Origin of the sequence: Streptomyces sp. NPDC048352 (assembly GCF_040651895.1) — a bacterium.
Classification (GTDB): Bacteria; Actinomycetota; Actinomycetes; order Streptomycetales; family Streptomycetaceae; genus Streptomyces.
The window spans coordinates 19,159-44,274 of record NZ_JBEZKZ010000062.1 but is presented as its reverse complement, the minus strand read 5'-3'; the positions used below and the strand labels follow the sequence as shown (position 1 = coordinate 44,274).

Genomic DNA, 25,116 nt, shown 5'->3' with positions numbered 1-25,116 from the left:
GCCTCGCTGCGCTCGGCCGGGGCGCCTTCGGCGCCTGTCCCTCCGCTTCGCTCCGGGACAGTGGACCGCCTCGCTGCGCTCGGTGGGGCTCGGCTTCGCCGAGCCAGGGCTGCCCCTTCGGGGCGGGGTCCTTCGCTGCGCTGCGGACTGTTCAGGGTTCCGCTGCGCTCCACCCTGAACTGCCTGCTTCGCAGGCTTGGGTGACCCCGTTTCGCGGGGTCCCGGTCTTCTGCCCGTTGGGTGGGTCCGCTCCGCTCCCCCACCCCGGTCCTTCCGGCTCCGCCTCCAGGACCAGCCCAGCCCGCTCCGCGGGGCCGGCAGCGCACCACGACCCGGGGGTCGGCTACCTCTGTCGAAACCGGGGCTCACGCCCGTTCCAGACCAAGGTTCAGCGTTGTTTTCTGAAGTAGCCCTTCCGATGGCATCTGTAGAGCACCCAGGCAACGAGGACGGCCCATACCGCGAGGAATGCCCATTTAAACCACGGGGGGCCATCGGGCCGGCTGTCTTGCGCGAGTAGGAAGACGGAGGTCATCAGTGCTGTCATGTCCTTGCCGGTACCCCATGGTGCGGCCAGCACACAGCCCCCGCCGTTCCGCCTTCACCTCCAGATCGAGGGCCCGCAAGCGGGCCCAAGCTGCTGGCTGATCCGTTCGATGCGGTCGGCCTGCCACCCGTAGATTTCGCTTCGCTCAACGGGGGAATCACAATCCGCTATCGATACCAGTCACGGCCGGCGGGCCAAGCGGAGCATCAGACTCTGAGATGCCCGCCTCCTTCAACGCAGCCGTCACGATCCCCATCGCATCGAGCTCCGCCTCGTACCTGTCCGGAGCCTCAACCTCAAGCCGGACGGAGAAAGTCCCGTCATCATTCACGGTCAACAGACGCAACCCCTCATTCTCACTGACCTCCGTATGCCGTGACGCCAACTCCCGCTCCACGACACAGCGCACGGCATCAGCAACACCCGACACAAACGTACCGGGGACCGTAATGACGAAGCTGGTCACAGCAACTCCTCACACAGAACGAAACACCAGCCCCCGTCAGCTACCCCAACTCTTCATAAAGAACCCGCACCATGCCATCCCGCACGCGCAGACCGACCCCTCCACTCCCCTGACCACACCCACCCACAACCAGACCCAGACGCCTCAAAAGGCGAGTGCTTCAAAATGAGTGACAGATACAATCTGGACTGACTGCGTGCCCGCCCCACAACGCAAGGCCGCCGACCGCCTAAACCCGTACGCCCCCCCAGCAGCCTTTCGTCGGCCCGTCCACATCAGGGCACCCCCTGCCCCACCATCACCAAGGCCGAACAGAACACCCACCACCCACGTCCGAGTGGCCTTGGCACACCGCCCGTCGAGACAGCCGAGACACGGGACAGGGCCAGAGAGAAGGACCACGTCACCTCATCCGAGAACGCACATACCAGGACAGCCAAAAGGACACTCCTCATGCCCAACCTCACCCCGACATGTTCGGCCCCCTCGTTCAGCCCATCAGTGACCTTGCCAACGGCGTCATCAGCGGCGGCATAAGCGGAACCATCACACAGGACATGGTCAGCCAAGCCCAGCAGGTCAAGCCCGGCATAGACCAGGCCAACAGCTAACCACTCGACCAACCTGGATCCCCGATAGTGCCCGCCCAGGGCGCCCACAAGCCACCAGGCACTACCTACAGAACGCCCCGCCCACACCGGCCCGACGTCAGCCGGCCGCGGCAGACGGGCCGCGATCAAAGCGCGGCACATCTGCCCCGTCACATCCACGCACAGGCACAGGCACAGCCACAGGCAGGCACAGGCGCTTGAAGCCCACCATGGCGGAAAACTCCGCCGTAGTCCGATAACCCGGTCGGCACTGACCTCGACCACCAGCTCCGGATAAACCATCCAGCACGTCGCGACCACCCCACATAGCAACGCCCCCGGCTCCCTCTCAAAAGCGCCCGGAGCCAGCGGGGCAGGTGCACCGCAACCCGGCGGCCCTAATCCGGGCACAGCGCGACCGTACGGCCGACGAAGCACAGACGGCCCACCACGTCACGGCGCTACGAGGACAAGCAGCCGCAGGCAGGCAGGCAGGCAGGCAGGCAGGCAGGCAGGCAGGCAGGCAGGCAGGCAGGCCAGGATGCCCTTCATCGCGCCGATGACCGTTTCAGTTGTTCCGTCCAACACTCCAGCCACCCACGCCCCGCGGCCAGGTCCACCGTCATCGGGCACAGCGACCACGGCGCCGCCAGAGCGCGGGTGCTGAACACTTCCTCCAGCAGCCGCGCGCCGCTGCGAATACGGCGCGTCAACAGCTCCACCCCGTCCCGCTGCAAGACATCCAACGCCACGACGCAGGCCAGCCACCACGCGGCCAGGCCGGCGGCGCTGCGGCCGCCGGCCACGGCGCGGCGCTACAACACCTCGAACGACAGCCCAGCCTGCTTCCGCATCCCACACCAGCAGCTCCCCATCGAGCACCAGGCAGAGCAGCAACCGCTCCCCGGCCGCCGCCACCCAGGTCCGACCAACAATCCAGCACCAAGACCCCCGCCGAGTCCGGAACAGCACCCGACCACCCGGGCCCGCCCCGGTGAACAGCAGCACCCGGTACCCGCCGAACCTCTACTCAAAGGCCACCCCGACCACAGCACAGCCAGCCCCGGCAGCCGCTCCGCAGCCTGCACCAGCATCAGCTCCACCCGCGGCCCGACCACCATCCCCCCGCAGCCTCCCCCGCAGTCGCCCGCCCATTCCCTTTCCAGGGTCGGCCTGACCGGCACAGGACGGACTGTCGGGAGCGGCTGCGCGTGGCACGCGCCGCACTGGCGGTCGCGCATGCAGCCATGGTTACGTCGCCTCGACCGTGTCCACCGCGGTGAGGGGCCATTGCCTGGCGGCGGTCATCGGGGGCTGTCCTGCCTGCGGAGCAGGAGCAGTACGGCGGCAACCGATACCGCGGCGAGGACCACCGAGATCCACATCACCTGGTGGAACGCGGAGGCGTGGACCGACGCCAGGGTGTGGGCCTGGTCCGGGTACTGGGCGAAGAGGTGCTTGACGTCGCCCGAAGCCAGTTCGTCAGCCGCGGTGGCGGCGTTCAGGTCCGAGGGCAGAGGGGTTTGCGCGAGCCGCGTGTGGACGAAGGAGGCGACCAGGGCGACGACGACCACGGAGGCGAGGGATTCCGCGGCGAGCCGGATGGTGTTGAACATCCCCGCTGCCATCCCCGCTGAGGTGTTCGGCACGGAGCCGACGGCGGCACCGTCCATGACTCCGTTGAGCACGCCGACACCGGCTCCGGTGACGATCAGGGGGAGCGCCAGCACCCACAGGGGGCTGTCGCCCTCGGCGAAGGTCAGGCCGAACGCGCCGGCGCCGATGAGTGTGAGGCCGCCGGCCAGGATCAGCCGGAGGGGCATTCCCGCGGCGCTCAGCCTGCCGGACACCATCGGCACCAGGAAGATCGGAACGGTGAGCAGCAGGATCCGCAGACCGGCCGCCCCGTTGCCCAGTCCGCCGACGCTGAAGAGGAAGGCGGGCAGCAGCAGGAGCAGGCCGATGAATCCGAACGCGAACTCGATGTTGACGAGGTTCACGGTCAGGAACTGCCGGTTCGAGAAGAGGCTCAGTTCGAACATCGGGTTGCGCGTGCGTCGCTCGTGGACGACGAACAGGACGAAGGCCAGTGCCGCGCCTGCGAACAGGGCGATCGTGCGCGCGCCCGCCCACCCGGACTGCGGGCCCTCGATCGTGCCGATCGTCAGCAGCAGGAGAGCGACGGTGAACAGGCCCGCGCCCGGAAAGTCGAACCGGCTGCCCTTGCGGTTGCGCGACTCGGGCAGCCGGAGGGAGCCGAGCAGCCCCACCGCCACGATGACGGCGTGGAAGCCGAACACCGCTCGCCAGTCGAGGAGTTGCGCGATCACGCCGCTGATGGTGGGGCCGAGTGCGAGCCCGGCGCCGATGACCACTCCGACCAGTCCGAAGGCCTTGGCCCGGGCCGGGCCGTCGAAGGCGTTCGCGACGATGGCCGTCATCGACGTCACGATGGCGCCGGCGCCGATCCCGGCGGCGGCCCTGGCCACGTCGATCACCAGGGTGTCCTGGGCCAGGATGGTGGCCAGCAGGGAGACCAGGTACATGCCGGCTCCCAGGCGGAAGATCCGGCGCCTGCCGTACTGGTCGGCGAGTACGCCCGTCGCGAGCATGGTGCTCGCCGCAGCCACGTTGTAGGCGTTGACCACCCATTGGAGGGGGGCGAGGCCACCACCGAGGTCGGTGCCGATCGCGGGTAGCAGCAGCGGTGTGCCGCTGACGCCGAGGGGGACGATGACGACCGCCACCGCGGCCACCGCGAGCACCGGCCAGGACGGCCCGCGGTGCGCCGGGGTGTCGTCGGCGCCCGTGGGGAGGACGGACTCCGTGCTGGTCACTTGTGGGACCCCTGTCTGTGAGTTCTGGTCTTACGCGGCGAGGGAGCCCGCGAACGAGGCGATGGCGCGTACGAGCGAGTTGGCGGGCAGGTCGGCGAAGAGGACGTCGTGGTGGCTCAGTGCCTTGTCCTCGACGAGTTCGAGACGGCTGATGGCCGACAGCCGGGTGAGTTCCTTCGCGGAGTCGAGCGAGGAGCCGTTGGTGAACGCGGAGGCGTAGGCCAGTACCGGGACGTCGATCCGCGCGGTGTGCAGGCCCCGCAGGCCGAGCAGCTCGGTGGTCCCGCTCTGCTCCAGCGAGTCCGCGGCGATGAGGTCGAGCAGCGTGCGGTTGAGGGTGTACCACTGGAACGCACCCGCGCCGAGGGAGTGGGCGTGGGCGACGGTACCGAGCCGGGTCGGTCCGTCCTGCACCCAGCTGCCGCCGTCGAAGTGCCCGGCCGTCACGCCGTAGCCGGCCTTGGCGTTGCCGAGGTTGACCAGGGCGGCGAACACTTCGTGGTTGGTCGCCGAGGCCGGTACGGGGTAACGCGCGGGCAGGTGGGCGGCCAGCGGTGAGAGGGCGGTGGGCTGTTCCAGGAGTGCCCTGGCGGCCAGTTTGTAGAAGAGCGCGGCGGTCTCCGGCGGTCCGTCGAAGCCGAGGGTGGCCGAGGTGGAGCTGTCGGTCTCGAACACCCCGCCCGTGCGGATGCCGCCCAGCCAGCCGCGCGCCGTGTCGAGGTCGATGCCGAATTCCATGCCGGCGCCGCGGAAGGCGTTGAGCGCGCCTCCGTCGACCAGGACCAGGCCGTCGATGCTCCGGTGGCCGCCGACTCCATCGAAGTCCCAGGACGCGTAGTGCACGACCTCGGCGGCGCCCACGGAGTGGCCGCCGAGCAGGACCTTGCGTCCGCCTTCGGCGGCTGCCGCGATCGCCACCCGGATGTCGTCGACGAGGACCTGCAGGCCCCATTCGGCGTACTCGGCGAAGTGTGCCGGGTCAGGGCGCCGGTAGCGGCCTTCGAGGTAGTAGGCGAGGGCCTGGTCGAGCGGTGCGTCGGTCCGGGAGGTGTCGGTGAGGAACACCTCTCGCCGGTCCATCGCCCAGAACTGCACTCCGGGCGCGACCGCGGCAACGGTCCGGCCGAGGCTGGTGAAGCCGGCGGCCGCGCCTTCCTTGCCGCCGAGGAACAGCACGACGGTCGAGGCGGCGGGGTCGCCGATCTTCAGCAGGCCGATCGAGGCGTCCGTGCCGTTCCGGTCCGGCACCGGAAGGGTCACGTACTCCTCGCGCCACGGGTAGGACGAGGTCGTCTGGACTGCATCCGTCATGGGTGATGCCTTTCGGTGGGTTCGGGATTCCGCGGTGGCCGCGGGCGGGGCGGGCGGGTCACAGGCCCATCCCGATGCCGCCCCCGATGGGTAGGGAGGCCCCGGTGATGAACGCGGCCTCCTCGGACACCAGGAAGCCGACGAGGGCGGCGACCTCCTCGGGCGTACCGGTCCGGCGCAGCGGGGTCTGGGAGACCACCTGCTCGCGCCTGCGGTCCTTCAGGCCGGCGATCATCTCGGTCTCGATCAGGCCGGGGAGGACGGCGTTGGGGGTGGTGCGGGCCCCGGTGATTGAGATGTGACGGTGCCCCGAACGCCCTCCCGAAAGCGGACTCACTCCCAAGTGGGGGTGACTTCCACAAGGGTTACACCCCCAGACGGGAGTGACTCCTTAGTGGGGGCTAAATCCAGTCGGATGCTGCTACCGTCCGCTTCATGGAGAACAAACCCCCCCAGAAGCGCCAAGCAGAGTCGCTGCGCGACATCAAGAAAGCCGAGGTCAGGCAGCAGATTGTGCGCTCTGCTCGCGAACTCGCCGCGTCGTCCGGTTACGACGCGACCACCGTGGCTCAGATCTGTCACCACGCGCGGGTGGGCACCAGCACGTTCTTCCGGTACTTCCCGGAGAAGCAAGCGGTGTTCCTCGCCCCCGAAGTCGAACTGTGGGACCGCTACTTGGAGGAGCTGCCCGCCGAGGCGTCGACCATGGCGGACCTCAACGGCCCCCTGGAGCACGTGCTCTCCACTGCGGGAGAGCAGTGGGCTGACGACTTCGCCGCGTCTCTCGACCTCGCGGCCGGCAGCCTGACACTGGCCAAGCACAGCTTTGACCACTGTGTCGAGATGGAGCTCACCCTCCTGGACCGGGTCATCGCGAACGGCACGCGCGACAGCCTGGTCACCCACATGCAGGTCGGCGTCTTCCTCGCCTCTTGGCGCATCGCGCAGAGCCGTTGGCGCCAAACGGGCGACCGCACCATCAGCTCGCTGGTCACGATCCGGCGCTCCGCGTTCGATCTCGTCAAGCGCCTCGGCTCCGACGCTGATATGGCTTGATCCAGCCTGAGGCCCTTCATGGGGGTCGGGCAGACCGCACTCCCGTCAGGCGGGCGTCTCGTCGGATGCGGGCTGTTGGGACTGGGCGCGCTTGGTGACTACTGCGGCTGCCGCCAGGGCGCTCGTGGAGAAGGCCAGGGCGAGCATCCAGCGCTGGTCGAAGGTGTGGCCCGTGGCGTGGTCGAGGGAGTAGCGGCCCGCTCCGGCGAGGCCGATGGCGGCCGCGGTGAAGCCGAGGAAGGCCGGGTACTCGTATCCGCCGGCCTGGGCGAAGAACCCGGCGGGGGCGTGGACGGATACGGCGCCGGCCATGGCGCCCGCCGCCGCGGCGCCTGCGGCCGGGGTGGCCAGGCCCAGGACGAGGAGGGCGCCGCCGCCGGTCTCGCCGAGGCCCGCGGCCAGGGCGCTGTGCCGGCCGGGGGTGAAGCCCATGTGTTCCATCGCGGCCGCGGTCTTGTCCAGGCCGCCGCCGCCGAACCAGCCGAACAGCTTCTGCGTGCCGTGCGCCATGAGGACGGCCCCGGTTCCGGCGCGGAGGGCCAGCAGTGCGAGGTCGCGTCGGTTGATGCAGCTCATCGGAGTCTCCCTGTGACGGCGGTGCGGGTACCGGGAACATCCGTATCCCTTTCGGGCGGTGACGCCTCGCGCCGAGGGGTACGTCCGCCGAACGGACCCATGGAACGGCGGGGGCGGCCCGGCGGACACGGGGAGGCTTTTGTGGATTTCCTCCAAAGATGCGGTGGTGGACTCCGTCGATCGCGGCACCTGATGACGCGTAACTACCCTGGCACATTGGGGAATGGCTTGATCATCTCCTGCCGGCAGTGAGTGGGCGGGAATGTGTCGTCTGGACAAAGGGGGTTGTGCGATGGACACGGGTGCGACGGAGGTCGTGGTGACGGGGCTGGGTGCCACGACGCCGCTCGGCGGAAACGTTTCCTCGACGTGGGCCGGGCTGCTGGCCGGTGAGTCCGGGATCAGCGCGATCGAGGAGGAGTGGGCGGAGCGGCTGCCGGTGCGGATCGCCGGGCGGCTGCGGGTCGAGCCGGGCGAGGTCATCGACCGGGTGCAGGCCCGGCGGCTGGACCGGTGCGAGCAGGTCGCTCTGGTTGCGGCCCGTGAGGCGTGGGCCGATGCGGGGAGGCCGGCGGTCGAGCCGGAGCGCCTGGCCGTGGTGATCGGCACGGGCGCGGGCGGCGCGCTGAGCATGCTCGGGCAGGACGACGTCCTGGAGGCGTCGGGGGTCCGCAAGGTCTCACCGCACACCGTGCCGATGCTGATGGCGAACGGGCCGGCGGCCTGGGTCAGCATCGAACTGGGTGCCCGGGGCGGGGCGCACACGCCGGTCAGCGCGTGTGCTTCGGGTGCCGAGGCGATCGCGCTGGGCCTGGACCTGATCCGCCTGGGGCGTGCGGACGTGGTCGTCGCGGGCGGGGCGGAGGCGTGCATCCACCCCCTGCCGCTGGCGGGGTTCGCGCAGGCCAGGGCGCATTCCACCCGTAACGAGGCGCCGCGGGAGGCGTCCAGGCCGTTCGACGTGGGCCGGGACGGTTTCGTCATCGGGGAGGGGTCGGCGCTGGTGGTCCTGGAGCGGGCCGGTTTCGCCGCCGCCCGGGGCGCGCGGGCGCACGCGGTGCTGGCCGGCGCCGGGGTCACCTCCGACGCGCACCACATCACCGCCGCCCATGCGGACGGGCAGGTGCGCGCGATGCGTCTCGCCCTGTCGGCGGCCGGGCTGTCCCCGCTCGACGTGCAGCACGTGCACGCCCACGCGACCTCGACCCCCGCGGGTGACCTCACCGAGGCCGAGTCGATCGCCGAGGCCGTCGGGGTGCATCCGGTGGTCACGGCGACCAAGTCGATGACCGGGCACCTCTTCGGTGCGGCCGGTGCCATGGGCGCCCTGGCCTCGATCCTGGCGCTGCGCGATCAGGTCGTTCCCGCGACGGCGAACCTCGACGAGCTGGATCCGCGGGTGAAGCTCGATGTCGTGGCGGGACGGCCGCGGCGGGGCGCGTTCGGCGCGGCGTTGACCAACTCGTTCGGCTTCGGCGGGCACAACGCCTCGCTGGTGTTCACCCGGGGAGGTGACTGAGGGTCTGCTCGCCGACGGTGTCGGCGAAGGCGCGGGCCAGGGGGGCGAGGGCGTCCCAGCGGCGGACGGCCCAGCCGACCGGCAGGGGTGGGAGGGCGGGTACGGGGACCAGGCGCAGGGGGCCGTCGGGGGTGGTGCGCAGGCTCGGGACGGCCGGTACGACGGCGTGGCCCAGGCCGAGTTCGGCGAGCAGGAGTGCGGTGTCCCAGTCGGCCACGCTGGTGTCGGAGCCGACCCGGACGCCCAGGTCGGTGAAGGCCGCGTCCAGGCGTGCTCCGGAGAGGGAGTTGGGGGGCAGGCGGACGAGGCGGGCGTCCGTCAGGTCGGCGGGGTCGATGGCCGGGCGGGCCGCCAGCGGGTCGTCCGCGCGTACGGCCAGGACCCAGGGCAGGTCGACCACGGGGCGTTGTTCGATGCCGGGGACGGGGGCGCCGATGGTGATCCAGGCCAGGTCGAGGGTGCCGGCCAGGAGGGCGTCGAAGCAGCGGCGGCTGGAGGTCTCGGTGCGGAACTCCAGGCTGACCGCGGGGTGCCGGCGGCGGAAGGCGGCGATGGCTTCGGCCATGAAGTGGCGGACGGTCACGCCGCCGGTGCCGATGCGTACGGATCCGCCCTCGCCGCGCGCGAGGTCGCCGAGGCGGCGCAGCGCCTGGTCCAGGCCGGTGATGCCGTCGGCGGCGGCCTCGTAGAGGATGCGGCCGGCTTCGGTGGGCGCGACGCCGCGGGGCCGGCGTTCCAGCAGGGTGACGGCTGTTTCGCGTTCGAGGCGCTTCACGTGCTGGCTCACCGCGGACTGCGTGCGGCCCAGTTCCCGCGCCACGGCGCTGAGGTTGCCGGCCCGGCATACGGCCACGAACACGCGGAGGTCGTCCAGAGTCACAACACCCAAGCTATCGCTTGGGTGTTGGCAAGGAAACCCCAGGATTGACGCGAGGTCGGGGAGGGCGGGAGGATTTCGGCGGGCCCAGGCGGCAACCCTGTCCGGTGGCCACGTCCGGTTCCGGAACCGGACGTGGCCGCCGGACGGGTGCCGACCACCGCCGCAGCACCCCCCTGCGGCTCCGGACGTCGATTGTCAGTGGTGGGTGGGAAGGTAGGAGCATCGAGTCGGAAAAAGGGGGAGCGGCCATGTCCGGTAACCAGAACTACATCAATCACGTTGCTCTTGTGCTGGATGCCAGTTCGTCCATGTCGCATCTGAACGGCAAGGTCGTCGAGGTCGCCGATCAGCAGATCGCGTATCTGGCGCGCCGGTCGAAGGAACTGGACCAGGAAACCCGTGTCACGGTGTACGTGTTCTCCAACCAGGTGGAATGCGTCATCTACGACAAGGACGTGCTGCGCATGCCGTCCCTGAAGCAGTTGTACCGGGTCGGGGGGATGACGGCCCTGCTGGCGGCCACGCTGAAGTCGCAGCGGGAGCTGGCGCAGACGGCGCAGCTGTACGGCGACCACAGCTTCCTGACGTTCGTGCTGACCGACGGTCAGGAGAACGCGAGCCACCGGTGCTCCGATGCGCCGGCCAAGGACCCGCGTGAGCTGGTGCAGGCCGTGTCCACGATGATCGCGACGCAGGCGGACAACTGGACGCTGGCCGTCCTCGTGCCGGACCAGATGGGCAAGCGCGAGGCGATGCAGTGCGGTTTCCCGAGGGACAACATCGCCATCTGGGACGCCACGAGCACGCAGGGCCTGGAGGAGGCCGGACAGGTGATCCGGCAGGCCACCGAGAATTTCATGGTGGGCCGCACCAAGGGCATCCGGGGATCGCGGGCGGTGTTCTCCACGGGTGCGGAAGCGGTCAACAAGGAAACCATCGAGGCGGCCGGTCTCACGCCGGTGAAGCCTTCGGAGTACCAGCTGATTCCGGTGGGCCGGGAAGCGGGCATCCGGGAATGGGTCGTCGAATGCGGGCACACGTACCGCACCGGTTGTGCGTATTACCAGCTGAGCAAGTCGGAAAAGATCCAGGCGCAGAAGAAGATAGCGGTGCTGGAGAAGAAGACGGACCGGGTGTACACGGGGCCGGAGGCCCGGGCGCTGCTCGGCCTGCCGAATGCGGAGGCCCGCGTGAAGCCCGACCACAACGACGACTTCACGATATTCGTGCAGAGCACCAGCGTGAACCGGAAGCTCGTTCCGCACACGCGGCTGCTGCTGATGGTCTGACACGGGGTGAGGTGCCGGGGGGCGGCCCCGGGAGGGGTGGGGCCGCCGGGGGCGTCAGGCGGGAACTGCCGGGTGCAGGGCGGCGAGGCGGGCGAGCGGCTCGGCCTCCTGGGGGTGGCGGGCCTTGACGTAGGCGATCTGGCGGCGCGGCGTGCACCCGCGCAGCAGCTTCGCCCGGTCGGAGCCCGTGGAGTAGTGGATGTGCGAGAGCCCCTCGGTCATCGCGGTGCGCAGGAGTTCGTAGTAGACCAGCCCGAAGTAGAGGGGCAGTTTGCCCTGGGCTTCGTAGTCGAACCCGGCTTGGCGGGCGTACATCTCGCCCTGATGGGTGAAGGTGAGGGCGAAACCGGTCAGGTGTCCGTCGAGGTGGGCGGTGGTGACGCGGGCGGCGTCGCCCGCGTGGCGGGCGACGCTGTGCAGGACCGCGGTGAAGGCGTCCGCGTTGGCGGGGGTGCCGTACTTGGTGTAGAGCGCGAGCTCGAGGGGGGCGAGCTGTTCGATGAGGGCGGGGGTGAGCGGCTGTGTCCGGTAGGTGACGCCGGCCTCGCTCAGGGCACGCAGTTCGCGCTTGATCTTCGTACGGCGTGACGGTTCGAAGCGGGCGAGGTAGGTGGCGAAGCAGCCGTCCTCGGGGACGGGCAGGGAGTACGCCGTCTGGCCCGGCAGCGCCGTGTAGCCGCGTTCGGCCAGCACGGCGCGCAGCGGGTCGTCGTCCTCGTCGACGTAGAGGAAGGACACGGCCCGCAGCCCGGCGGCCCAGGCCTCCTCTTCGGCCCGCTGCACGAGGGCGGTGAGGGTGGCGTGTCCGGCGTCGGGGCCGGGGGCGGTGCCGGCCTTGGTGTGGGAGGGGTTGCGGCCTCCGCAGGCGAGGGCGGGCAGCAGGCCGGCGGTCCAGGGCGCCTCCTCGCCGGTCGCCGTGCGGTGGATGGAGTCGACGACCCGGGCGGGGCTGCAGAAGACGTACGGGGTGTCGTGGTCCAGGGGGTACGCGGGCAGGACCCCGGTGGCGGGGCCGTCGCCCTCGTGGGCCGTGAGGTAGTAGGGGGCGGTGGCGGCGGTGGCCTCGGCGTGCCGCAGCCAGGGGGTGGCGGCGTAGAAGCCGCGGGGGCCGAGGAGGGTGTCCCAGTGCTGCGGGTCGGCGTCCCGCAGGGCGCGGTGGACGCGTACGCGGGGCCCGGGGGCGGCGGTCACCGTTCGCCGCCCGCCGCGGGGGCGATCACGGGGGTGAGCTGGCCCAGGGCGGCCTCGGCCCGGCGGACGGCGTCGCCGGTGGTGTCGCCGACGGCCACGACGTAGCCCAGCAGGTCGAGGTTGCTCTCGGCGGGCCGTACGGGGTCGCCCGGGTGGACCTCCAGGTCGACGTCCACGACGCCCGGCACGCGGCGGGCCAGGTCGGCGCCGCCGATCTCGGTGAGGGTGCCGGCCTGGCGGGCGGAGAGGTAGCGGGAGGCGGCGGCGCGGTCGTGGGTCGCGGTGAGGTCGGCGGCGGCGCCGGTGTGCAGCCGGACGACCTCGCGCTGGAGGTAGATCCCGGTCGCCTCGCGGATGAGCTGGGTGATCTCCGCGCCGGGCATCCGGCCGTTGACCTCGACGACGTAGGGGCCCTTGTCGGTCATCTTGACCTCGACGTGCGCGGCGCCGAAGTCGTGGCCGACCGCTTCCAGTGCCCGGCGGGCCAGCTCGGTGCACTGCGCCCGCACCGGCGCCGACAGCATCGAGGGGAAGGTGTCGCCCATCTCCACGAAGTGCGGGTGGGCGCCGAGCGCCTTGTCCGTCACTCCGAGGAACCGGCGCTCGCCGTCCACGAGGACGGATTCGACGCTGACCTCGAAGCCGAGGAGGTACTCCTCCACGAGTGCTCCGGGGCGCCTGGGCTGCCCGCGGAAGTCGGTCGGGGAGGAGCTGATGTCGCGGTAGGCGGCGAGGACCTCGTCCGGTGTGCGGCACAGGGTGACGCCGATGCTGGCTGATTCGGTCATGGGCTTCACCACGCAGGGGTAGCCGAACCGTTCGGCGGCGGCCAGCGCGTCCTCGTCGCTGGTGGCCTGGTGGAAGCCGGGTACCGCGACGCCGGCCCCTTCGCAGGCGCGGCGCATCAGCAGCTTGTCCCGGCAGGTGCGGGCGGCCTGCGGGGACAGGCCGGGGAGGCCGAACCGCGCGGCCACCTCGGCGACGATGGGGATGTTGTAGTCGGTGACGGTCATCACGCCCCGCAGCAGGCCCTGTTCATGGAAGGGCAGCAAGGCTTCGGCGACGGCGTCGGCCGAGTTGGTGTCGGTCCGGACGATCTCGTCGATGTGCCGGGAGAAGACCTCCTCGGCGATCCCGACCACCCGGTAGCGGTCCGGGTCGTTGCTCACCAGGACGGTGTGGAGGCCGAGTTCGTGGGCCGCGCGCAGCGGGGTGAGGCCGAAGTTCGACAGCTGGCTCTCGACGACGGCGATCACGCCGGGTGCGGTGTTCATGTCTGGTTTTCTCCAGGTTCGGGGGCTGGGACCGGGGTGGGGCCCGCCGCGGGGGCGGGGGAAGGGGCCGGGGACACGGCCCGGGTGATCGGCCGGCGGGCTGCCAGGCTCAGCAGGAGGGCGGCCAGGGTGAAGGCGGCGGGCATGCACAGCGCCGCGCCCGGGCCCAGCCGGTCCGCGATCAGGCCCGTCGCGGCCGAGCCCGCCGCACCGCCGAGGGCGATGAAGCTGCCGACCCCGGCGAAGGCCTGGGTGGCCCGCCCCTGGGCGGTCATCTCCCCGATGAGCTGGAACTCCTCCGCCCCGGCCGGGGCCATCGGGAGGCCGCTGAGCACGAGCAGGACGCCCAGCAGCACCAGCGCCCAGGTGGCCGGCAGCCCTGCGTCCAGGGCCAGCCGTACGGTCGGCAGGGCCGCCAGGGCCAGGGTGAGGACGATCAGCAGCCGCAGGTAGCGGTGGTACGTCGTGCCCCCGAAGGTGCGGGCCCCGTAGAGCAGTCCGCCGGCGACGCTGCCGGCCGACTGGAGCGCGACGAGGGTGCCGGCGAGTTCGGGCGCGGAGCCCTGGTCCCGCAGGGACGCGGTGACGGCGACCACGAGCCCGCTGGACAGCGCCGCCGTCAGGGCGATCGCCACCAGGACGGACAGGGCCGCGGCGCGGACCGGCCCCGGGTCCCGCCCGGTGGGGTCCGCTGCCGCGGCGGCGGGTGCGGGCCGCCGGCCGCGGCCGCGTACGGCGGGTGCCTGCCCGTAGCCCAGCCCTCCGGCCCCCAGCAGGACCGCGGTCGCCAGCAGTGCCCCGCGGGCGCCGGCAAGGGTGGCGAGGACGGTGACGGCCGTCGGGCCGAGGATGAACAGCAGTTCGCTGAGGGTCGCCTCGAAGGAGTAGGCCCGCTGCCGCAGGGCCGCGTCGTCGGTGAGGGCCGGCCACAGGGCCCGCATGGACGCGCCGACGGGCGCGGTGGCCAGCCCGGCCGCGCACGCCGCCGCCAGCGCCACCGCGGTCGGCGCCGATCCGGCCCACAGGGCGGCCGACGCCAGGGTCAGGCCGGCGACGGGCCCCGAGACGCGCAGGACGGTGCTCGGGCCGGACCGGTCCATCAGCCGCCCGGTGAAGGGCCCTCCGACCGCGCTGCCGACGGCGTAGGCCGCGCCGGCGCCCGCGCCGACCGCGAGGCTGCGCCCGGACTGGACGCAGCTGAGCAGCAGGGCGAGCGGGACCATGGTTCCGGCCAGCCGCGCGAGCGCGGCGGGCACCGCCGCCGCGCTCGCGCCCGGAAGCCTCAGGAGCTCCAGGTAGGCCTTGATCATTACGGGGTCCCGGGTGCGGGGTCCGGCGTGCGCGGGTCGGCGAGGGCGAACACGTCCGCTCCGGTCTCGGCGCGCCAGACCAGCTCCTCGGCGTCCGCGTCGAGGGCTACGACGGCGGCCCGGGTGCGGATGAAGTTGTTGCTGCGGCCGAGCGAGTAGGCCCCCGTGTCGTGGAGGCACAGCAGGTCCCCGGGCCGCAGGTCGTCCGGCAGCTCGGTGGCGGCGGCGTGCACGTCGTTCTCGTAGCAGAGCGGCCCGGCCACCGACCAGGTGCTGTGCTCGGCCGCGTACGGCCTGCCGATCGGCGTCAGACGGTGGACCTCGCCGGTTCCGTTCCACGGGGCGACGTTGTTGCCCGCGTCGAGGATCAGCCAGCGGGCCTCGGGCAGTTCCTTGCGCGACATCACCCGCGTGACCATGGCCATGACGTCCGAGACCAGCCAGCGGCCGGGCTCGCAGGCGAGCGCCACCCCGTCGAGGCCGCGCCGCTGCATCTGCCCGTCCAGTTCCTTCAGCAGCCGGGCGATGTCGAGGAAGGGTTCCTCGTCCGGTACGGCGCTCTCTCCGCGCAGCGCCGCCAGCGCGCCCTGCGGGCCGACGCGGGGGCGCCGGATGCCGGGGACGCCGAAGCCGCCGCCGATGTTCACCTCGCTCAGGCCGAACCTGTGGTGCAGGGCGGCTGCCTCGTCCAGGACGCGTTCCAGCGCCCGCAGCATGAGGTCCTCGTGCACGATCTGGCTGCTGAGGTGGGCGTGGACGGCGCGCAGGGCCAGGTGGGGCGATGCGGCGATCCGGTCCACCAGCGAGGCGAGCTGCGGGGAGCCGGCGGGCCAGCCGAAGCGGGTGCGGGCGGCGGCCCGTTCGGCCTGGGCCCGGTAGGAGGGGTCGGTGGAGGTGGAGACCGGCAGGCCCGGGGAGATGCGGACGCCGACCTCGACGCGCTGCCCGGTGCGGGCGGCGATCGCCTCCAGTGCCTCGATCTCCTGCTCGCCGTCGATGTTGACCCGTACGCCGTGGCGTACCGCGGTGGCCAGTTCGGCGTCGGTCTTGACCGGGCCGTTGAACACCATGGCGGCGGGGTCGAAGCCGGCGGCCAGCGCGGCCTCCAGCTCGTAGCCCGAGACGACGTCGGCGCCCAGGCCGCGGGCGGCCAGCCGCCTCATGAGGTAGGGCAGGTAGTTGGTCTTCACCGAGTAGTAGGCGCGGGCCGGCCTGCCGAGCCCGCCGAGCACGTCCAGCAGGTGCTCGGCCGCGCGGTCCAGGCGCTGGGCGTCGAGCACGTGCACGGGGGTGCCGTGCCGCTGGGCGACCTCGGCCAGCCGTACGGGGTCCCAGCCGGCTTCCGTGCCGGCTTCCGTGCCGGTCTCCGTGGCTGTCTCCGTGCCCGCTTCCGTGCCTGCCCGCGGGCCGGCGTCGGGCCGTGGGCGGCTCATGCGGACGCCTCCGGCCGGGCGGTGTACGCGGAGGCACCGGTGAGCAGGCGGAAGCCGGCGTCGATGTGGTCGCGGGTGCTCAGGTCGGCGTAGCGGCGGTGCCAGTCGCCGGAGGCGAGGTCCGCGCGCAGGCGTTCGACGCCGCGGGTGACGGCCCGTTCGTCGGTCAGCGCGAAGGCGGAGCAGGCCCTGCGCGTGGCGGGGTCGAGGTAGGCCTCGGGGCGGCGCCAGAAGGCGGTCATGAACCCGTCGGTGAAGTCGTGCCAGACGGGCATCTCCGTGACCTCACAGGGGCCGAGGAGCTTGGTGAGCCGCTCGATGGAGGGGACGCGGGAGCATTCCGCCTCGGCGATCTCCGGGACGTAGTCGCGGGTGAACCAGAAGTCCTTCTGCACCTCCATGTCGTAGGTGACGATGGAGAACCTCCGGGCGACGCGCTGGAGTTCGGCGATGCCGGCTTCCAGGTCGGACCAGTGGTGCACGGTCAGGACGGCCATGACGGCGTCGAAGCTCTGGTCGTCGAAGGGCAGCCGCTCGGCGCTCGCGACGACGCACGGCGCGGCCTGCGGTCCGCGCTGCGCCCGCATCCGCAGGGACGGTTCGACCGCGACGAGGCGGCGGCCGGCGGGTTCGTAGGCGCCGGTTCCGGCGCCCAGGTTGAGCACGGTGAGGGCGTTGCCGAGGGAGGCCTCGATCTGGGCGGCCCAGCGGTGGTCGGGGCGGCGTACGGAGGAGTAGCCGACGCCTATCCGGTCGTAGACGGGTGCCTGGCCGGCGGGGACCGGGCCTTCGGCGGCCGTGGCCGGCGGGGTGGGGGGCACGGGAAGGGACATGGGCTCAGACCTCGTTGCTCGCTCGGACCTCGGCTTCGTACTCCTCGCCGTAGCGCCGGTTGTCCCAGGTGTTCACGGCCACGAGCCACACGTCCCGGTAGCCGCCCTCGTCGGTGAGGTGCTCGATGTCGGTGACGTGGTGGAACATCAGGCGGTCGTCGAAGACGATGGCCTGGCCGTCCTGCAACGTGGTGCGGAAGAAGGGCTCGCCGCCGCCCAGGGGCATGAGCTGGGTCTCGCCGCCGGAGATGTTGTGGCGGCGGGTGACGGCGACGATGCCGTACTGGTGGCCGTCGCGGTGCGGCCCCTCGGGTGCGGCGACGCCCTCGACCTGCGGGGTGGAGACGACCCTGCACTGGTGGATGTTGAGCTGCCAGACCGTGTCCTTGTCGAGGCCCAGGGCTTCGGCTCCGGCCTCGATGAGCGGTGTGGGGTCGGTGGTCAACGGCTCCAGCGTGCGCATCTGGCCGCCGACGAGGTCGTTGTACTGGCGCGGCTGGGCGAAGTGACGGTGCGGCAGCAGTTCCAGCGTCCACCGGCCGTCGTGGAAGAGACGGAACTGGGAGAAGCGGCGGTAGCGCTGCGTCGATCCGGTGTACGGGTCGAGCGGCAGTTTCTCGAACTCGGCCAGACTGTGCTCGTCCAGCGGCGGAGTGTCTATGACAGCGAAGCCCTGGTCGCCAAGACCCATCTGAACCTCCAACGTCAGCAGCCCGGATGGTGTGTTCCGGGCTTGGAAGCAACGTTGCGCAGGCTAGGCAGGTGTAGCGCACACCTACAAGATCTTGATCTTGGCATGAACGGCGGTTGAACTCGACAGGTTGTCGAATGGACAGCGGGGGTGTTCGCCGGTATAGGGAGGTGCGTTCCGGTACGCGCTCGACCTCGGCCACGGCATGGCAATGGCCTGGATCTTACCATCCGTCATGGCCGGAAAACGACGGTCCTTCAGGTGCTCAGGGGGCGGGCGGGCAGCGGAGGGTGTCGGCGGTGACCGGGGCGCCCTCGGCCTTGTTGCGGTCGTAGGTGACCTCTTTGACGTGGACCGGGTCGGTGCCGACGGTGACGTCGAAGGCCTTGTCGTGGTCGGGGGCGGGGCGCAGGCGGGCGCCGGGGAGGGCCGCCGCCAGGGTCGCCGCGTCCGCTTCCCCGCCGGGGGCGTACGTGATGACGGGCGGGCCCCCGGGGCGTACGGCGGGCGCCGGCTGCGCGGTGGCCTGGAAGCCGCCCCGGGCGAGGGCCTCGGCGACGGCGGGGTCGTCGACGCGGACCCGGATGCCGGCCGGGTTGGTCTCGGCGGGGTTCTCGGGGACGGGCTGGATGCGGGGGTCGCCCGTGAGGGGGCGGTCTTCGGCGAGGGCCTTCCACAGGGCGGCGGAACGGGCCTCGTGCCAGAGCAGGGTGGAGCCCACGCCGGGGACGCGGTGGTCGAAGACGCGGATGGGGACGGTGGCGAACTCCGTGCGCTCGGCGCGCAGCCGGCCGAGGGTCCAGCCGATGCGGACGAGGTCGTCCAGCCCCGTCGCGGGGCCGGGGCGCACGGTCTTCAGGAGGGTGCGGGCGGTGCGGGCCGCGCGGAGCGGGTCGGCGAGGGCGCCCTCGGCGGAGAGGCGGGCCAGCAGTTCGTTGACGGTGCGCTGCTGGCGGCGGACGCGGCCGAGGTCTCCGGGCCGGTTGACGTGCCGGGCGCGGACGTAGCGCAGGGTCTGGTTGCCGTCGGTGTGGTGGACGCCCGCGGTGATGTCGAGGCCGGAGCCTTCGTCCAGGAGCGGCTTGTCCGTGCAGACGGTCGCGCCGCCGAGGTTGTCGACGGTCTGCTCGAAGCCGGTGAACCCGGTCTCCAGGTAGTGGTCGACGTGGAGGCCGGTGACCTGTTCGACGGTGCGGACGGTCAGGGGCCCGGCGCCGATCGCGTACGCACCGTTGATCTTCCCGAAGCGGGGCGGGCCGGGGAGGGGGTACTGGACGTAGGAGTCCCGGGGGATGGAGACGACGCTCGCGCGGCGCCCGTCCTCGGAGAGGTGCACGAGCATCATCACGTCGGTGCAGTTGCATCCCTTGCCGCCGACGTGCAGGCGGCGCTTCTCGGCGGCGCTCAGGCCCGCGCGGCTGTCGACGCCGACGACGAGGACGTTCGTGCCGCGGCCGCCCGCGGTGTCGCGTTCGGCGGACAGGGCCCGGGAGCCGGTGTGGGCGCCCGCGGCGAGGGTGGCCAGCAGCGTGAGGGCAACGGTGAGTCGACGCAACGCGCATCCCCTGACGTGTGAGGTGGTGGCGGAAGCCGCGGAAGGGACGGTACTGCGCCCGCCGGGGACGGGCGGGGCTACGCGCCGTAGTGGGCGGCCAGATTGTCCCGGGCGGGCCTGGCCCGCCCGGCCGGGCCGCGGGCGAACGCGCGCAGGACGTTGGCGGTGACGGTGCGGGTGAAGTGGGCGGCGCGGGCGTCCAGGCCGTGGTTGCCCCGGCGGCCGGCGGGTCCGCCCGCGTCGAGGGCCTCGACCCAGCGCATGGTGCCCGTCGCGAAGACGGCCGCCCCGCCGGGCAGCGACAGGTAGGCGGTGTCGGCGTACGAGGCGCGGCCCTTGCGGACCACCGGCGAGTGGGCGAGGACCTCGATGGGGCGCGGTGTCGGGTGGGCCGGGTTCACCCGGTCGTACTCGACGCCCACCAGGTGCGCGAAGGCGTCGCCGGCCCGGGCGCCGGTGCCCTCCAGGAGCCAGTGTCCGGGGTGGGTCACCACGTAGGGGGCGTCGACGGGATAGCCGTCGTAGATGACGCCGAGCAGCGAGCTCTCGGGGTCGCGGGCGGGCGCGCGCCGGAAGTCGTGGGTGGGCGGGGATCCGCGCCGGTAGCCGGGGTCCTCGGCGTAGTCGTCCTTGTAGCAGACGACGACGCGGTCCGGGCCGGCCGGGGAGGCCTCCAGGCGGATCCGCCGGTAGCAGCAGTTGGCGCCGAGCACGGCGAGGTTGGTGCCCGCGTCGCGGGCCAGGGTCACGTGGTGGCGCTGCTCGGGGCTCCAGTACTCGTCGTGGCCCGGGGAGACGACGGCGGCCGCCCCGTGCAGCAGTGCGGGCTCGCGTGCCAGGTCGACGCCGGTCGCGTAGGCCAGGGGCAGGCCCAGTTCCTCGGCGAGGGCGACCAGGGGGGCTTCGTAGACGAGGAACTGGCCGGCTCCGTGGCGGCCGGAGTAGGGGCGGTCGAAGGAGACCTGGAGGGACCGCGAGGCCTTCTTGCCCGTCCGGCCCTTGTACAGGTCAGCGCCGCCCCACCGGTTGTACGCCTGCCAGGTGGCCACCGCGTTCACCAGGACGGTGCGGCCGGCCGTGGAGGAGGAGCGGAGGGTCACGGGCACGTACCGCTGGGCGCGCCCGTCGGTGGTGTCCAGGCGCAGCAGGTAGCTGCCCTCCGGCCAGCCGGAGGTGTCCAGTTCCGCCGTGCGGTGCCAGTCGGCGCGGGCCATCCGGGTGGCGGGGTCCGTGGCGGCGGGCGGCTGGAGGACGCCGGGCAGCGGGGCGGAGCGCCACACCAGGCGGGCCCTGGCCCCCCGGTACCAGCCCATCCGGTAGGCGGAGACGGTGTAGGAGGCGGAGGTCGTCGACACCCGCAGCCCCAGCGGTTCTCCGGGGCGGACGGCGGCCCGTTCGGCGAAGCCCTCGACGGCGCGCGCCGGTCCGGCGCGGGTGATCCGCCAGTCCGGGGAGCCGGGCCGGGCGTTCTCCGCCGCCACGTCCAGGCCGCCGGCCGCCGGCGTACGGCGTACGGGGCCGTCGGCGCCGGTCGCCGCACGGGCGGCCGGGCCGGTCCGGGTGGTGATCGCGGCGGCGGCAAGGCCGAGGATCAGCCGGCGTCCGGGCCGCCCCTGCATGTCGTGCACGCCCTCCGTTGTAGCCCACCGCCCGGCCGCGGCCCGGCAGGACGCGCCTGGCCGGTTGTGGAGGCCCGGCGTGGCGCGGGCCGCCGTCGCGGGGCGCCCAGCCATTGCGGGGGGCGGGCCGGGGGAGTTCGCCTCGGCGTGGGCGGGGCGGTCGCAGATCTTGATGCAAAGGGCACTGATCGGCGGGTTCCGGCCTTCTGGTACTTCTTCAGGCCATGAAGAAGATCACTCGCCGACAGGCTCTGGGCATCGGTGCCGGGGCGGCCGCCGCCGTGGGGCTGACCGCCTGCTCGTCCTCGTCGGCTCCCGCCCCGGCGGCAGGGGCGTCCGGGGCGCCCAAGGTGTCCGGAGCACCCGTCTCCATACCCACCGGCACCATCGACGAGGTGTACGAGGGGCGCCGCATCCAGATCACGCTGGGGCCCGGCGGGCACCACGGTGTCGGGGTCCCGACCATCAGGATCGACGGCAAGGAGCTGCACCTGATGGGCAACGCCGACGGCAGCTGGGTCACCGTCGTCAACCACTACGAGAGCTTCCCGGACCCCCTTTCGGCCGCCCGGGCCGCCATCCGCGAGCTCCAGGGCGCCGAGCTGGCCCCGTTCGTCGCGAAGGAGGTCCAGCTGTGACCGTGCGCAAGAACCAGGCGGCCCTGACCCCCGACGAGAAGCGCGCCTTCGTCAACGCGGTGCTGGAGCTGAAGCGGACGGGCGTCTACGACCGCTACGTCAACGCCCACAACTACTACCTGATGAACGACTCCGACTTCGGCAACCGGATCGGGCACCGCACGCCGTCGTTCCTGCCCTGGCACCGGCGGTTCCTGCTGGACTTCGAGGCGGCGCTCCAGCGGGTGGACCGCAGCGTCACGCTGCCGTACTGGGACTGGACCGTCGACCGCACGCCCCAGTCCTCCCTGTGGGCCGCCGACTTCATGGGCGGTACCAGCCGGGGCCGGGACGGGCAGGTGCTGGACGGGCCCTTCTCCTCCACGGGACGCAGGTGGCCCATCACGGTGGGGGTGGACCGGCGGGACTACCTGCGGCGCGGGCTGGGGTCGGGGACGCCGCAGCTGCCGACGAGGGCCGAGGTGGACTCCGTGCTTGCCGTGCCGGTCTACGACACCGCTCCCTGGAACAGCTCCTCGAGCGGGTTCCGCAACCACCTGGAGGGCTGGCGCGGGGTCAACCTGCACAACCGGGTCCACGTGTGGGTGGGCGGCCACATGACCAGCGCGGCCTCCCCCAACGACCCGGTGTTCTGGCTGCACCACGCCTTCGTCGACAAGCTGTGGGCCGACTGGCAGGCCCGCAACCCGAAGGCCGGCTACCAGCCCGCCGGGCGGACGCCCAACGTGATCGACCTGCACGCCCCGCTGCCGCCGTGGAACAACGTGACGCCGGCCGACATGCTCGACCACCGGCGCTTCTACACCTTCGACAAGCCGTGAGGCCGGGGCCGGCGGGCCCCTTCGGCCAAAACGCGTTGATCGGGTCCGCGCCCCCTGCCTAGGCTTCCCGTCCATGCCCCGGATGAAGATGCACGCCGACGAGGTCGACGCGGACGAGGCGCTCGTCGCCCGCCTGGTGGCCGCCCAGTTCCCCCGGTGGGCGCACCTGCCGGTCGCGGAGGTGCGCTCCGCCGGTACCGACAACCTGATGTTCCGGCTGGGCGACGACCTGGCCGTGCGGCTGCCGCGGATCCCCGGTTCGGCGCAGCAGATCGACCGGGAGCTGCGGTGGCTGCCGCTGCTCGCCCCGCGGGTGCCGCTGGCCGTGCCGGTGCCGGTGGGCAGGGGCGTTCCGGGTGAGGGCTACGGGTTCGGCTGGGCGGTGTACCGCTGGCTGGACGGGGAGAACCTCTTCGACGAGCCGCCGGCCGATCTGCGGACGGCCGCCGAGGACCTGGGCCGTTTCGTGGCGGCGCTGCGGCGGGTGGACACCGCGGGCGGGCCGGCTTCCTTCCGCGGCGGGTACGTGGGTACGGCCGACGCGGAGGTGCGCGCCGCGATCAGGGACCTGGGCGCGGACGGCACGGTGGACGCGGACGCCGCGACCGCCCTGTGGGAGGACGCGCTGCGGCTTCCCCGGTGGCAGGGCCCGCCGGTGTGGCTGCACGGGGACCTGCTGCCGGGCAACCTGCTGGGCCGGGGCGGGCGGCTCAGTGCCGTCATCGACTTCGGGTGCGTGGGCGTGGGCGATCCGGCCTGCGACCTGATGGCGGCCTGGACCCTGCTGTCGGCCGGGACGCGCGGGGTGTTCCGCGAGGAGGCCGGGGCGGACGACGCGACCTGGGCGCGGGCGCGGGGCTGGGCGCTGCGTTTCGGGCTGACCGCCGAGCACTACTACCGGGTCCGCAATCCGGTGCTGGCCGAGGTCGGCCACCGGGCGGCGGCGGAGGCGGTGGCCGACTTCAGGGGCCGCTGAGTGCGAGCGTGCGTGCCAGGCCCCACCCGCCAGGAGGGACTTCGGCGACACGACCCATGGGGCCCGCGCCCCCCTCGGTGGGGGCGCGGGCCTCTTCGTCGGCGCCGCGGGGGCGGTCAGGCGGCGGCGGGTTCGCTCGTGGCGGGCTCGGCGGGCTCGGCCTGCCTGCGGTCCCGCATGACCAGGACGGCGAGGACGGCGGCGGCCAGGATGGCGGCGGCACTGATGGTGAAGGTCGTCGACATCGCGGAGACGAAGGCTTCGCGGGCCGTGCGCACCATGCCCTCGTCGCCGCCGGCGACGGCCAGGGCTCCGGCGATGGAGTGCCGGGCCGCCTCGGGCGATCCGTCCGGCATCTCGGCGGCGAACCCGGAGGCGAGGAGCGAGCCGAGGATCGCGATGCCGAGGGCGCTGCCGGCCTGCCCGATGGTGTCGTTGAGGGCCGAGCCGACGCCCGCCTTCTCCTCGGGGATGGTGGCCATCAGGGCGCCGACGGCGGCCGGCATGGCCGCACCCGCGCCGAGGCCGAGCAGGCCCAGGGCGACCGCCGGGACGGTGAAGCCGCTGTCCGGGGAGGCGGTGGTCAGCAGGGCGAAGGAGCCGGCCATCACGATCATGCCGCCCACGATCAGGGGGCGGTTGCCCACCTTGGAGGCGAGGCCGGCGCCCGCTCCGTTGCCGACCAGGGCGGCCACGGCGAGCGGGACGAAGGCCAGGCCGGCCTTGAGGGGCGAGTAGCCGAGGACGAACTGCAGGTACTGGGTCAGGACCAGCAGCAGGCCGCCGTTGCCGATCTGGACGAGGGTCAGGGAGAGGGAACCGCCGCTGAAGTTGCGGTTCTTGAAGAGGACCAGCGGGACCATCGGGGAGGCGGTGGCGTTCTCCCAGATCACGAAGCCGGCGAGGCAGGCCACGGCGACGACCAGGGTGAGCGAGGAGCGGCCCTCGAAGGCGCCGTGCTTCGGGATCTCGATGATCCACCAGACCAGGGCGGTCATGCCGACGGCGGAGAGGACGGCGCCCAGCGGGTCGGGCTTCTGCCAGGGGCCCTTGGACTCGGGCATCAGGGTGAGGGCGGCGATCACGGCGAGGACGACGACCGGGACGTTGATGAAGAAGATCGACTGCCAGGAGAAGTGGTCGATCAGGACGCCGCCGAGGACCGGGCTGCCCACCAGGCCGAGCATGGAGACCGAGCCCCAGGCCGCCATCGCCTTGGGCCGCTCGTCCTCCTGGAAGACGGTGATGAGGATGGAGAGGGTGGACGGCATGATGAGCGCGCCGCCGACGCCCATCGCGACGCGTACGGCGATCACCTCGCCGGGGTTGGAGCAGAAGGTCGCGGCCAGTGACGCCGCACCGAAGAGGACCAGGCCGACCAGCATGACCAGGCGCCGGCCGAAGCGGTCGCCGAGGCTGCCGGAGGTGAGCAGGAGCCCGGCGAAGACCAGGATGTAGGAGTCGAGGATCCACTGGGTGTCCTGCGCGCTCGCGCCGAGGTCCGTGGTCATGGCCGGCACCGCGACCGTCAGGGCCATGGAGTCGACCACCAGCACCAGCGAGCTCAGGCACAGCACGATCAGGATCCACCAGCGGCGGGGGTTCCTGGTTTCCATGAGTGGTCCCTTTCGTCTTCGGCGTCGATCGCCGTGGTGCGTACGACGTTTCCTGATGCGCACACTGTACGCAGCACGGAACGCTGTA

The 25,116-nt window shown here is 72.2% G+C and carries 22 protein-coding genes; 6 read left to right on the top strand and 16 right to left on the bottom strand.

The window, feature by feature from the left end; genetic code table 11:
• Nucleotides 1-704 precede the first annotated feature (704 nt).
• From AB0D45_RS26275 to AB0D45_RS26255, 5 genes are all read right to left on the bottom strand, one after another.
• Nucleotides 705-1,013 (bottom strand): hypothetical protein, encoded by a 309-nt coding sequence (locus AB0D45_RS26275; protein WP_362463303.1) that lies wholly within the window; start codon nt 1,011-1,013, stop codon nt 705-707.
• A 1,138-nt stretch (nt 1,014-2,151) separates the two neighbouring features.
• A complete protein-coding gene (locus tag AB0D45_RS26270) occupies nt 2,152-2,409 on the bottom strand; it encodes a hypothetical protein (protein WP_362463301.1) in 258 nt (85 codons plus the stop codon).
• A gap of 498 nt (nt 2,410-2,907) precedes the next feature.
• Nucleotides 2,908-4,440 carry an MFS transporter gene (locus tag AB0D45_RS26265; RefSeq protein ID WP_362463299.1) on the bottom strand — a complete coding sequence of 511 codons (1,533 nt, stop codon included), beginning with the start codon at nt 4,438-4,440 and terminating at the stop codon, nt 2,908-2,910.
• A gap of 30 nt (nt 4,441-4,470) precedes the next feature.
• Nucleotides 4,471-5,751 carry a hypothetical protein gene (locus AB0D45_RS26260; protein WP_362463296.1) on the bottom strand — a complete coding sequence of 427 codons (1,281 nt, stop codon included), beginning with the start codon at nt 5,749-5,751 and terminating at the stop codon, nt 4,471-4,473.
• 58 nt (nt 5,752-5,809) lie between these two features.
• Nucleotides 5,810-5,986: an SDR family oxidoreductase gene (locus tag AB0D45_RS26255; RefSeq protein WP_362463294.1), complete on the bottom strand. Its 177-nt coding sequence runs from the start codon at nt 5,984-5,986 to the stop codon at nt 5,810-5,812.
• A gap of 200 nt (nt 5,987-6,186) precedes the next feature.
• Between AB0D45_RS26255 and AB0D45_RS26250 the strand changes: the two genes are divergently transcribed.
• A complete protein-coding gene (locus AB0D45_RS26250) occupies nt 6,187-6,807 on the top strand; it encodes a helix-turn-helix domain-containing protein (RefSeq protein ID WP_362463291.1) in 621 nt (206 codons plus the stop codon).
• Between the two features lie 45 nt (nt 6,808-6,852).
• Here AB0D45_RS26250 and AB0D45_RS26245 read toward each other — a convergent pair whose 3' ends face one another.
• Complete coding sequence (locus AB0D45_RS26245; RefSeq protein ID WP_362463289.1) at nt 6,853-7,383, bottom strand: DoxX family protein; 531 nt, start codon at nt 7,381-7,383, stop codon at nt 6,853-6,855.
• 292 nt (nt 7,384-7,675) lie between these two features.
• Here AB0D45_RS26245 and AB0D45_RS26240 point away from each other — a divergent pair, with 292 nt between their 5' ends.
• The gene (locus tag AB0D45_RS26240) at nt 7,676-8,902 is read left to right on the top strand and encodes a beta-ketoacyl-ACP synthase II (protein WP_362463286.1); all 1,227 of its coding nucleotides are present in this window, start codon (nt 7,676-7,678) and stop codon (nt 8,900-8,902) included.
• On the opposite strand, the gene AB0D45_RS26235 is transcribed toward AB0D45_RS26240, so the two are convergent.
• Complete coding sequence (locus AB0D45_RS26235) at nt 8,883-9,782, bottom strand: LysR family transcriptional regulator (protein ID WP_362463283.1); 900 nt, start codon at nt 9,780-9,782, stop codon at nt 8,883-8,885. The genes AB0D45_RS26240 and AB0D45_RS26235 overlap by 20 nt on opposite strands.
• 248 nt (nt 9,783-10,030) lie before the next feature.
• Here AB0D45_RS26235 and AB0D45_RS26230 point away from each other — a divergent pair, with 248 nt between their 5' ends.
• Complete coding sequence (locus tag AB0D45_RS26230; protein WP_361609529.1) at nt 10,031-11,071, top strand: vWA domain-containing protein; 1,041 nt, start codon at nt 10,031-10,033, stop codon at nt 11,069-11,071.
• A gap of 54 nt (nt 11,072-11,125) precedes the next feature.
• On the opposite strand, the gene AB0D45_RS26225 is transcribed toward AB0D45_RS26230, so the two are convergent.
• The 8 genes from AB0D45_RS26225 to AB0D45_RS26190 all read right to left on the bottom strand — a co-directional run bounded on the left by AB0D45_RS26225 (nt 11,126) and on the right by AB0D45_RS26190 (nt 20,977).
• On the bottom strand, nt 11,126-12,262 hold the full coding sequence (locus tag AB0D45_RS26225) for a GNAT family N-acetyltransferase (RefSeq protein WP_362463280.1): 1,137 nt from the start codon (nt 12,260-12,262) through the stop codon (nt 11,126-11,128).
• The gene (locus tag AB0D45_RS26220) at nt 12,259-13,536 is read right to left on the bottom strand and encodes an ATP-grasp domain-containing protein (protein WP_361609533.1); all 1,278 of its coding nucleotides are present in this window, start codon (nt 13,534-13,536) and stop codon (nt 12,259-12,261) included. The genes AB0D45_RS26225 and AB0D45_RS26220 overlap by 4 nt, the downstream gene beginning before the upstream one ends.
• Nucleotides 13,533-14,846: an MFS transporter gene (locus AB0D45_RS26215; RefSeq protein WP_362463278.1), complete on the bottom strand. Its 1,314-nt coding sequence runs from the start codon at nt 14,844-14,846 to the stop codon at nt 13,533-13,535. The genes AB0D45_RS26220 and AB0D45_RS26215 overlap by 4 nt, the downstream gene beginning before the upstream one ends.
• Nucleotides 14,846-16,279 carry a hypothetical protein gene (locus AB0D45_RS26210; RefSeq protein ID WP_362463276.1) on the bottom strand — a complete coding sequence of 478 codons (1,434 nt, stop codon included), beginning with the start codon at nt 16,277-16,279 and terminating at the stop codon, nt 14,846-14,848. Before AB0D45_RS26210 ends, AB0D45_RS26215 begins: the two co-directional genes overlap by 1 nt.
• Entirely contained in the window at nt 16,276-17,112 is an 837-nt protein-coding gene (locus AB0D45_RS26205) for a class I SAM-dependent methyltransferase (RefSeq protein ID WP_362463274.1), read from the bottom strand. The genes AB0D45_RS26210 and AB0D45_RS26205 overlap by 4 nt, the downstream gene beginning before the upstream one ends.
• Before the next feature lie 4 nt (nt 17,113-17,116).
• Complete coding sequence (locus tag AB0D45_RS26200) at nt 17,117-17,803, bottom strand: 2OG-Fe dioxygenase family protein (protein WP_361604424.1); 687 nt, start codon at nt 17,801-17,803, stop codon at nt 17,117-17,119.
• Nucleotides 17,804-18,068: 265 nt separating this feature from the next.
• Nucleotides 18,069-19,358 carry an LCP family protein gene (locus tag AB0D45_RS26195; RefSeq protein WP_362463271.1) on the bottom strand — a complete coding sequence of 430 codons (1,290 nt, stop codon included), beginning with the start codon at nt 19,356-19,358 and terminating at the stop codon, nt 18,069-18,071.
• A gap of 77 nt (nt 19,359-19,435) precedes the next feature.
• Nucleotides 19,436-20,977, bottom strand: coding sequence for a N,N-dimethylformamidase beta subunit family domain-containing protein (locus AB0D45_RS26190; RefSeq protein WP_362463306.1), 1,542 nt, complete (start codon nt 20,975-20,977; stop codon nt 19,436-19,438).
• 224 nt (nt 20,978-21,201) lie between these two features.
• Between AB0D45_RS26190 and AB0D45_RS26185 the strand changes: the two genes are divergently transcribed.
• The 3 genes from AB0D45_RS26185 (at nt 21,202) to AB0D45_RS26175 (ending at nt 23,412) form a co-directional block, all read left to right on the top strand.
• Nucleotides 21,202-21,615: a tyrosinase family oxidase copper chaperone gene (locus AB0D45_RS26185; protein ID WP_362463268.1), complete on the top strand. Its 414-nt coding sequence runs from the start codon at nt 21,202-21,204 to the stop codon at nt 21,613-21,615.
• On the top strand, nt 21,612-22,436 hold the full coding sequence (locus AB0D45_RS26180) for a tyrosinase family protein (RefSeq protein ID WP_361604415.1): 825 nt from the start codon (nt 21,612-21,614) through the stop codon (nt 22,434-22,436). The genes AB0D45_RS26185 and AB0D45_RS26180 overlap by 4 nt, the downstream gene beginning before the upstream one ends.
• A gap of 73 nt (nt 22,437-22,509) precedes the next feature.
• Nucleotides 22,510-23,412 (top strand): aminoglycoside phosphotransferase family protein, encoded by a 903-nt coding sequence (locus tag AB0D45_RS26175; protein ID WP_362463266.1) that lies wholly within the window; start codon nt 22,510-22,512, stop codon nt 23,410-23,412.
• Between the two features lie 116 nt (nt 23,413-23,528).
• Here the strand turns inward: AB0D45_RS26175 and AB0D45_RS26170 are convergent, their stop codons facing one another.
• Nucleotides 23,529-25,028, bottom strand: coding sequence for an MFS transporter (locus tag AB0D45_RS26170; RefSeq protein ID WP_362463263.1), 1,500 nt, complete (start codon nt 25,026-25,028; stop codon nt 23,529-23,531).
• Between the last annotated feature and the right edge of the window lie 88 nt (nt 25,029-25,116).

Coding starts and splice junctions, on each gene's coding strand:
- AB0D45_RS26250 (WP_362463291.1), top strand. CDS start 6,187: ATGGAGAACAAACCCCCCCAGAAGCGCCAAGCAGAGTCGCTGCGCGAC.
- AB0D45_RS26215 (WP_362463278.1), bottom strand. CDS start 14,846: ATGATCAAGGCCTACCTGGAGCTCCTGAGGCTTCCGGGCGCGAGCGCG.
- AB0D45_RS26205 (WP_362463274.1), bottom strand. CDS start 17,112: ATGTCCCTTCCCGTGCCCCCCACCCCGCCGGCCACGGCCGCCGAAGGC.
- AB0D45_RS26230 (WP_361609529.1), top strand. CDS start 10,031: ATGTCCGGTAACCAGAACTACATCAATCACGTTGCTCTTGTGCTGGAT.
- AB0D45_RS26190 (WP_362463306.1), bottom strand. CDS start 20,977: ATGCAGGGGCGGCCCGGACGCCGGCTGATCCTCGGCCTTGCCGCCGCC.
- AB0D45_RS26200 (WP_361604424.1), bottom strand. CDS start 17,803: ATGGGTCTTGGCGACCAGGGCTTCGCTGTCATAGACACTCCGCCGCTG.
- AB0D45_RS26170 (WP_362463263.1), bottom strand. CDS start 25,028: ATGGAAACCAGGAACCCCCGCCGCTGGTGGATCCTGATCGTGCTGTGC.
- AB0D45_RS26220 (WP_361609533.1), bottom strand. CDS start 13,536: ATGAACACCGCACCCGGCGTGATCGCCGTCGTCGAGAGCCAGCTGTCG.
- AB0D45_RS26260 (WP_362463296.1), bottom strand. CDS start 5,751: ATGACGGATGCAGTCCAGACGACCTCGTCCTACCCGTGGCGCGAGGAG.
- AB0D45_RS26255 (WP_362463294.1), bottom strand. CDS start 5,986: ATGATCGCCGGCCTGAAGGACCGCAGGCGCGAGCAGGTGGTCTCCCAG.
- AB0D45_RS26175 (WP_362463266.1), top strand. CDS start 22,510: ATGCCCCGGATGAAGATGCACGCCGACGAGGTCGACGCGGACGAGGCG.
- AB0D45_RS26245 (WP_362463289.1), bottom strand. CDS start 7,383: ATGAGCTGCATCAACCGACGCGACCTCGCACTGCTGGCCCTCCGCGCC.
- AB0D45_RS26185 (WP_362463268.1), top strand. CDS start 21,202: ATGAAGAAGATCACTCGCCGACAGGCTCTGGGCATCGGTGCCGGGGCG.
- AB0D45_RS26210 (WP_362463276.1), bottom strand. CDS start 16,279: ATGAGCCGCCCACGGCCCGACGCCGGCCCGCGGGCAGGCACGGAAGCG.
- AB0D45_RS26240 (WP_362463286.1), top strand. CDS start 7,676: ATGGACACGGGTGCGACGGAGGTCGTGGTGACGGGGCTGGGTGCCACG.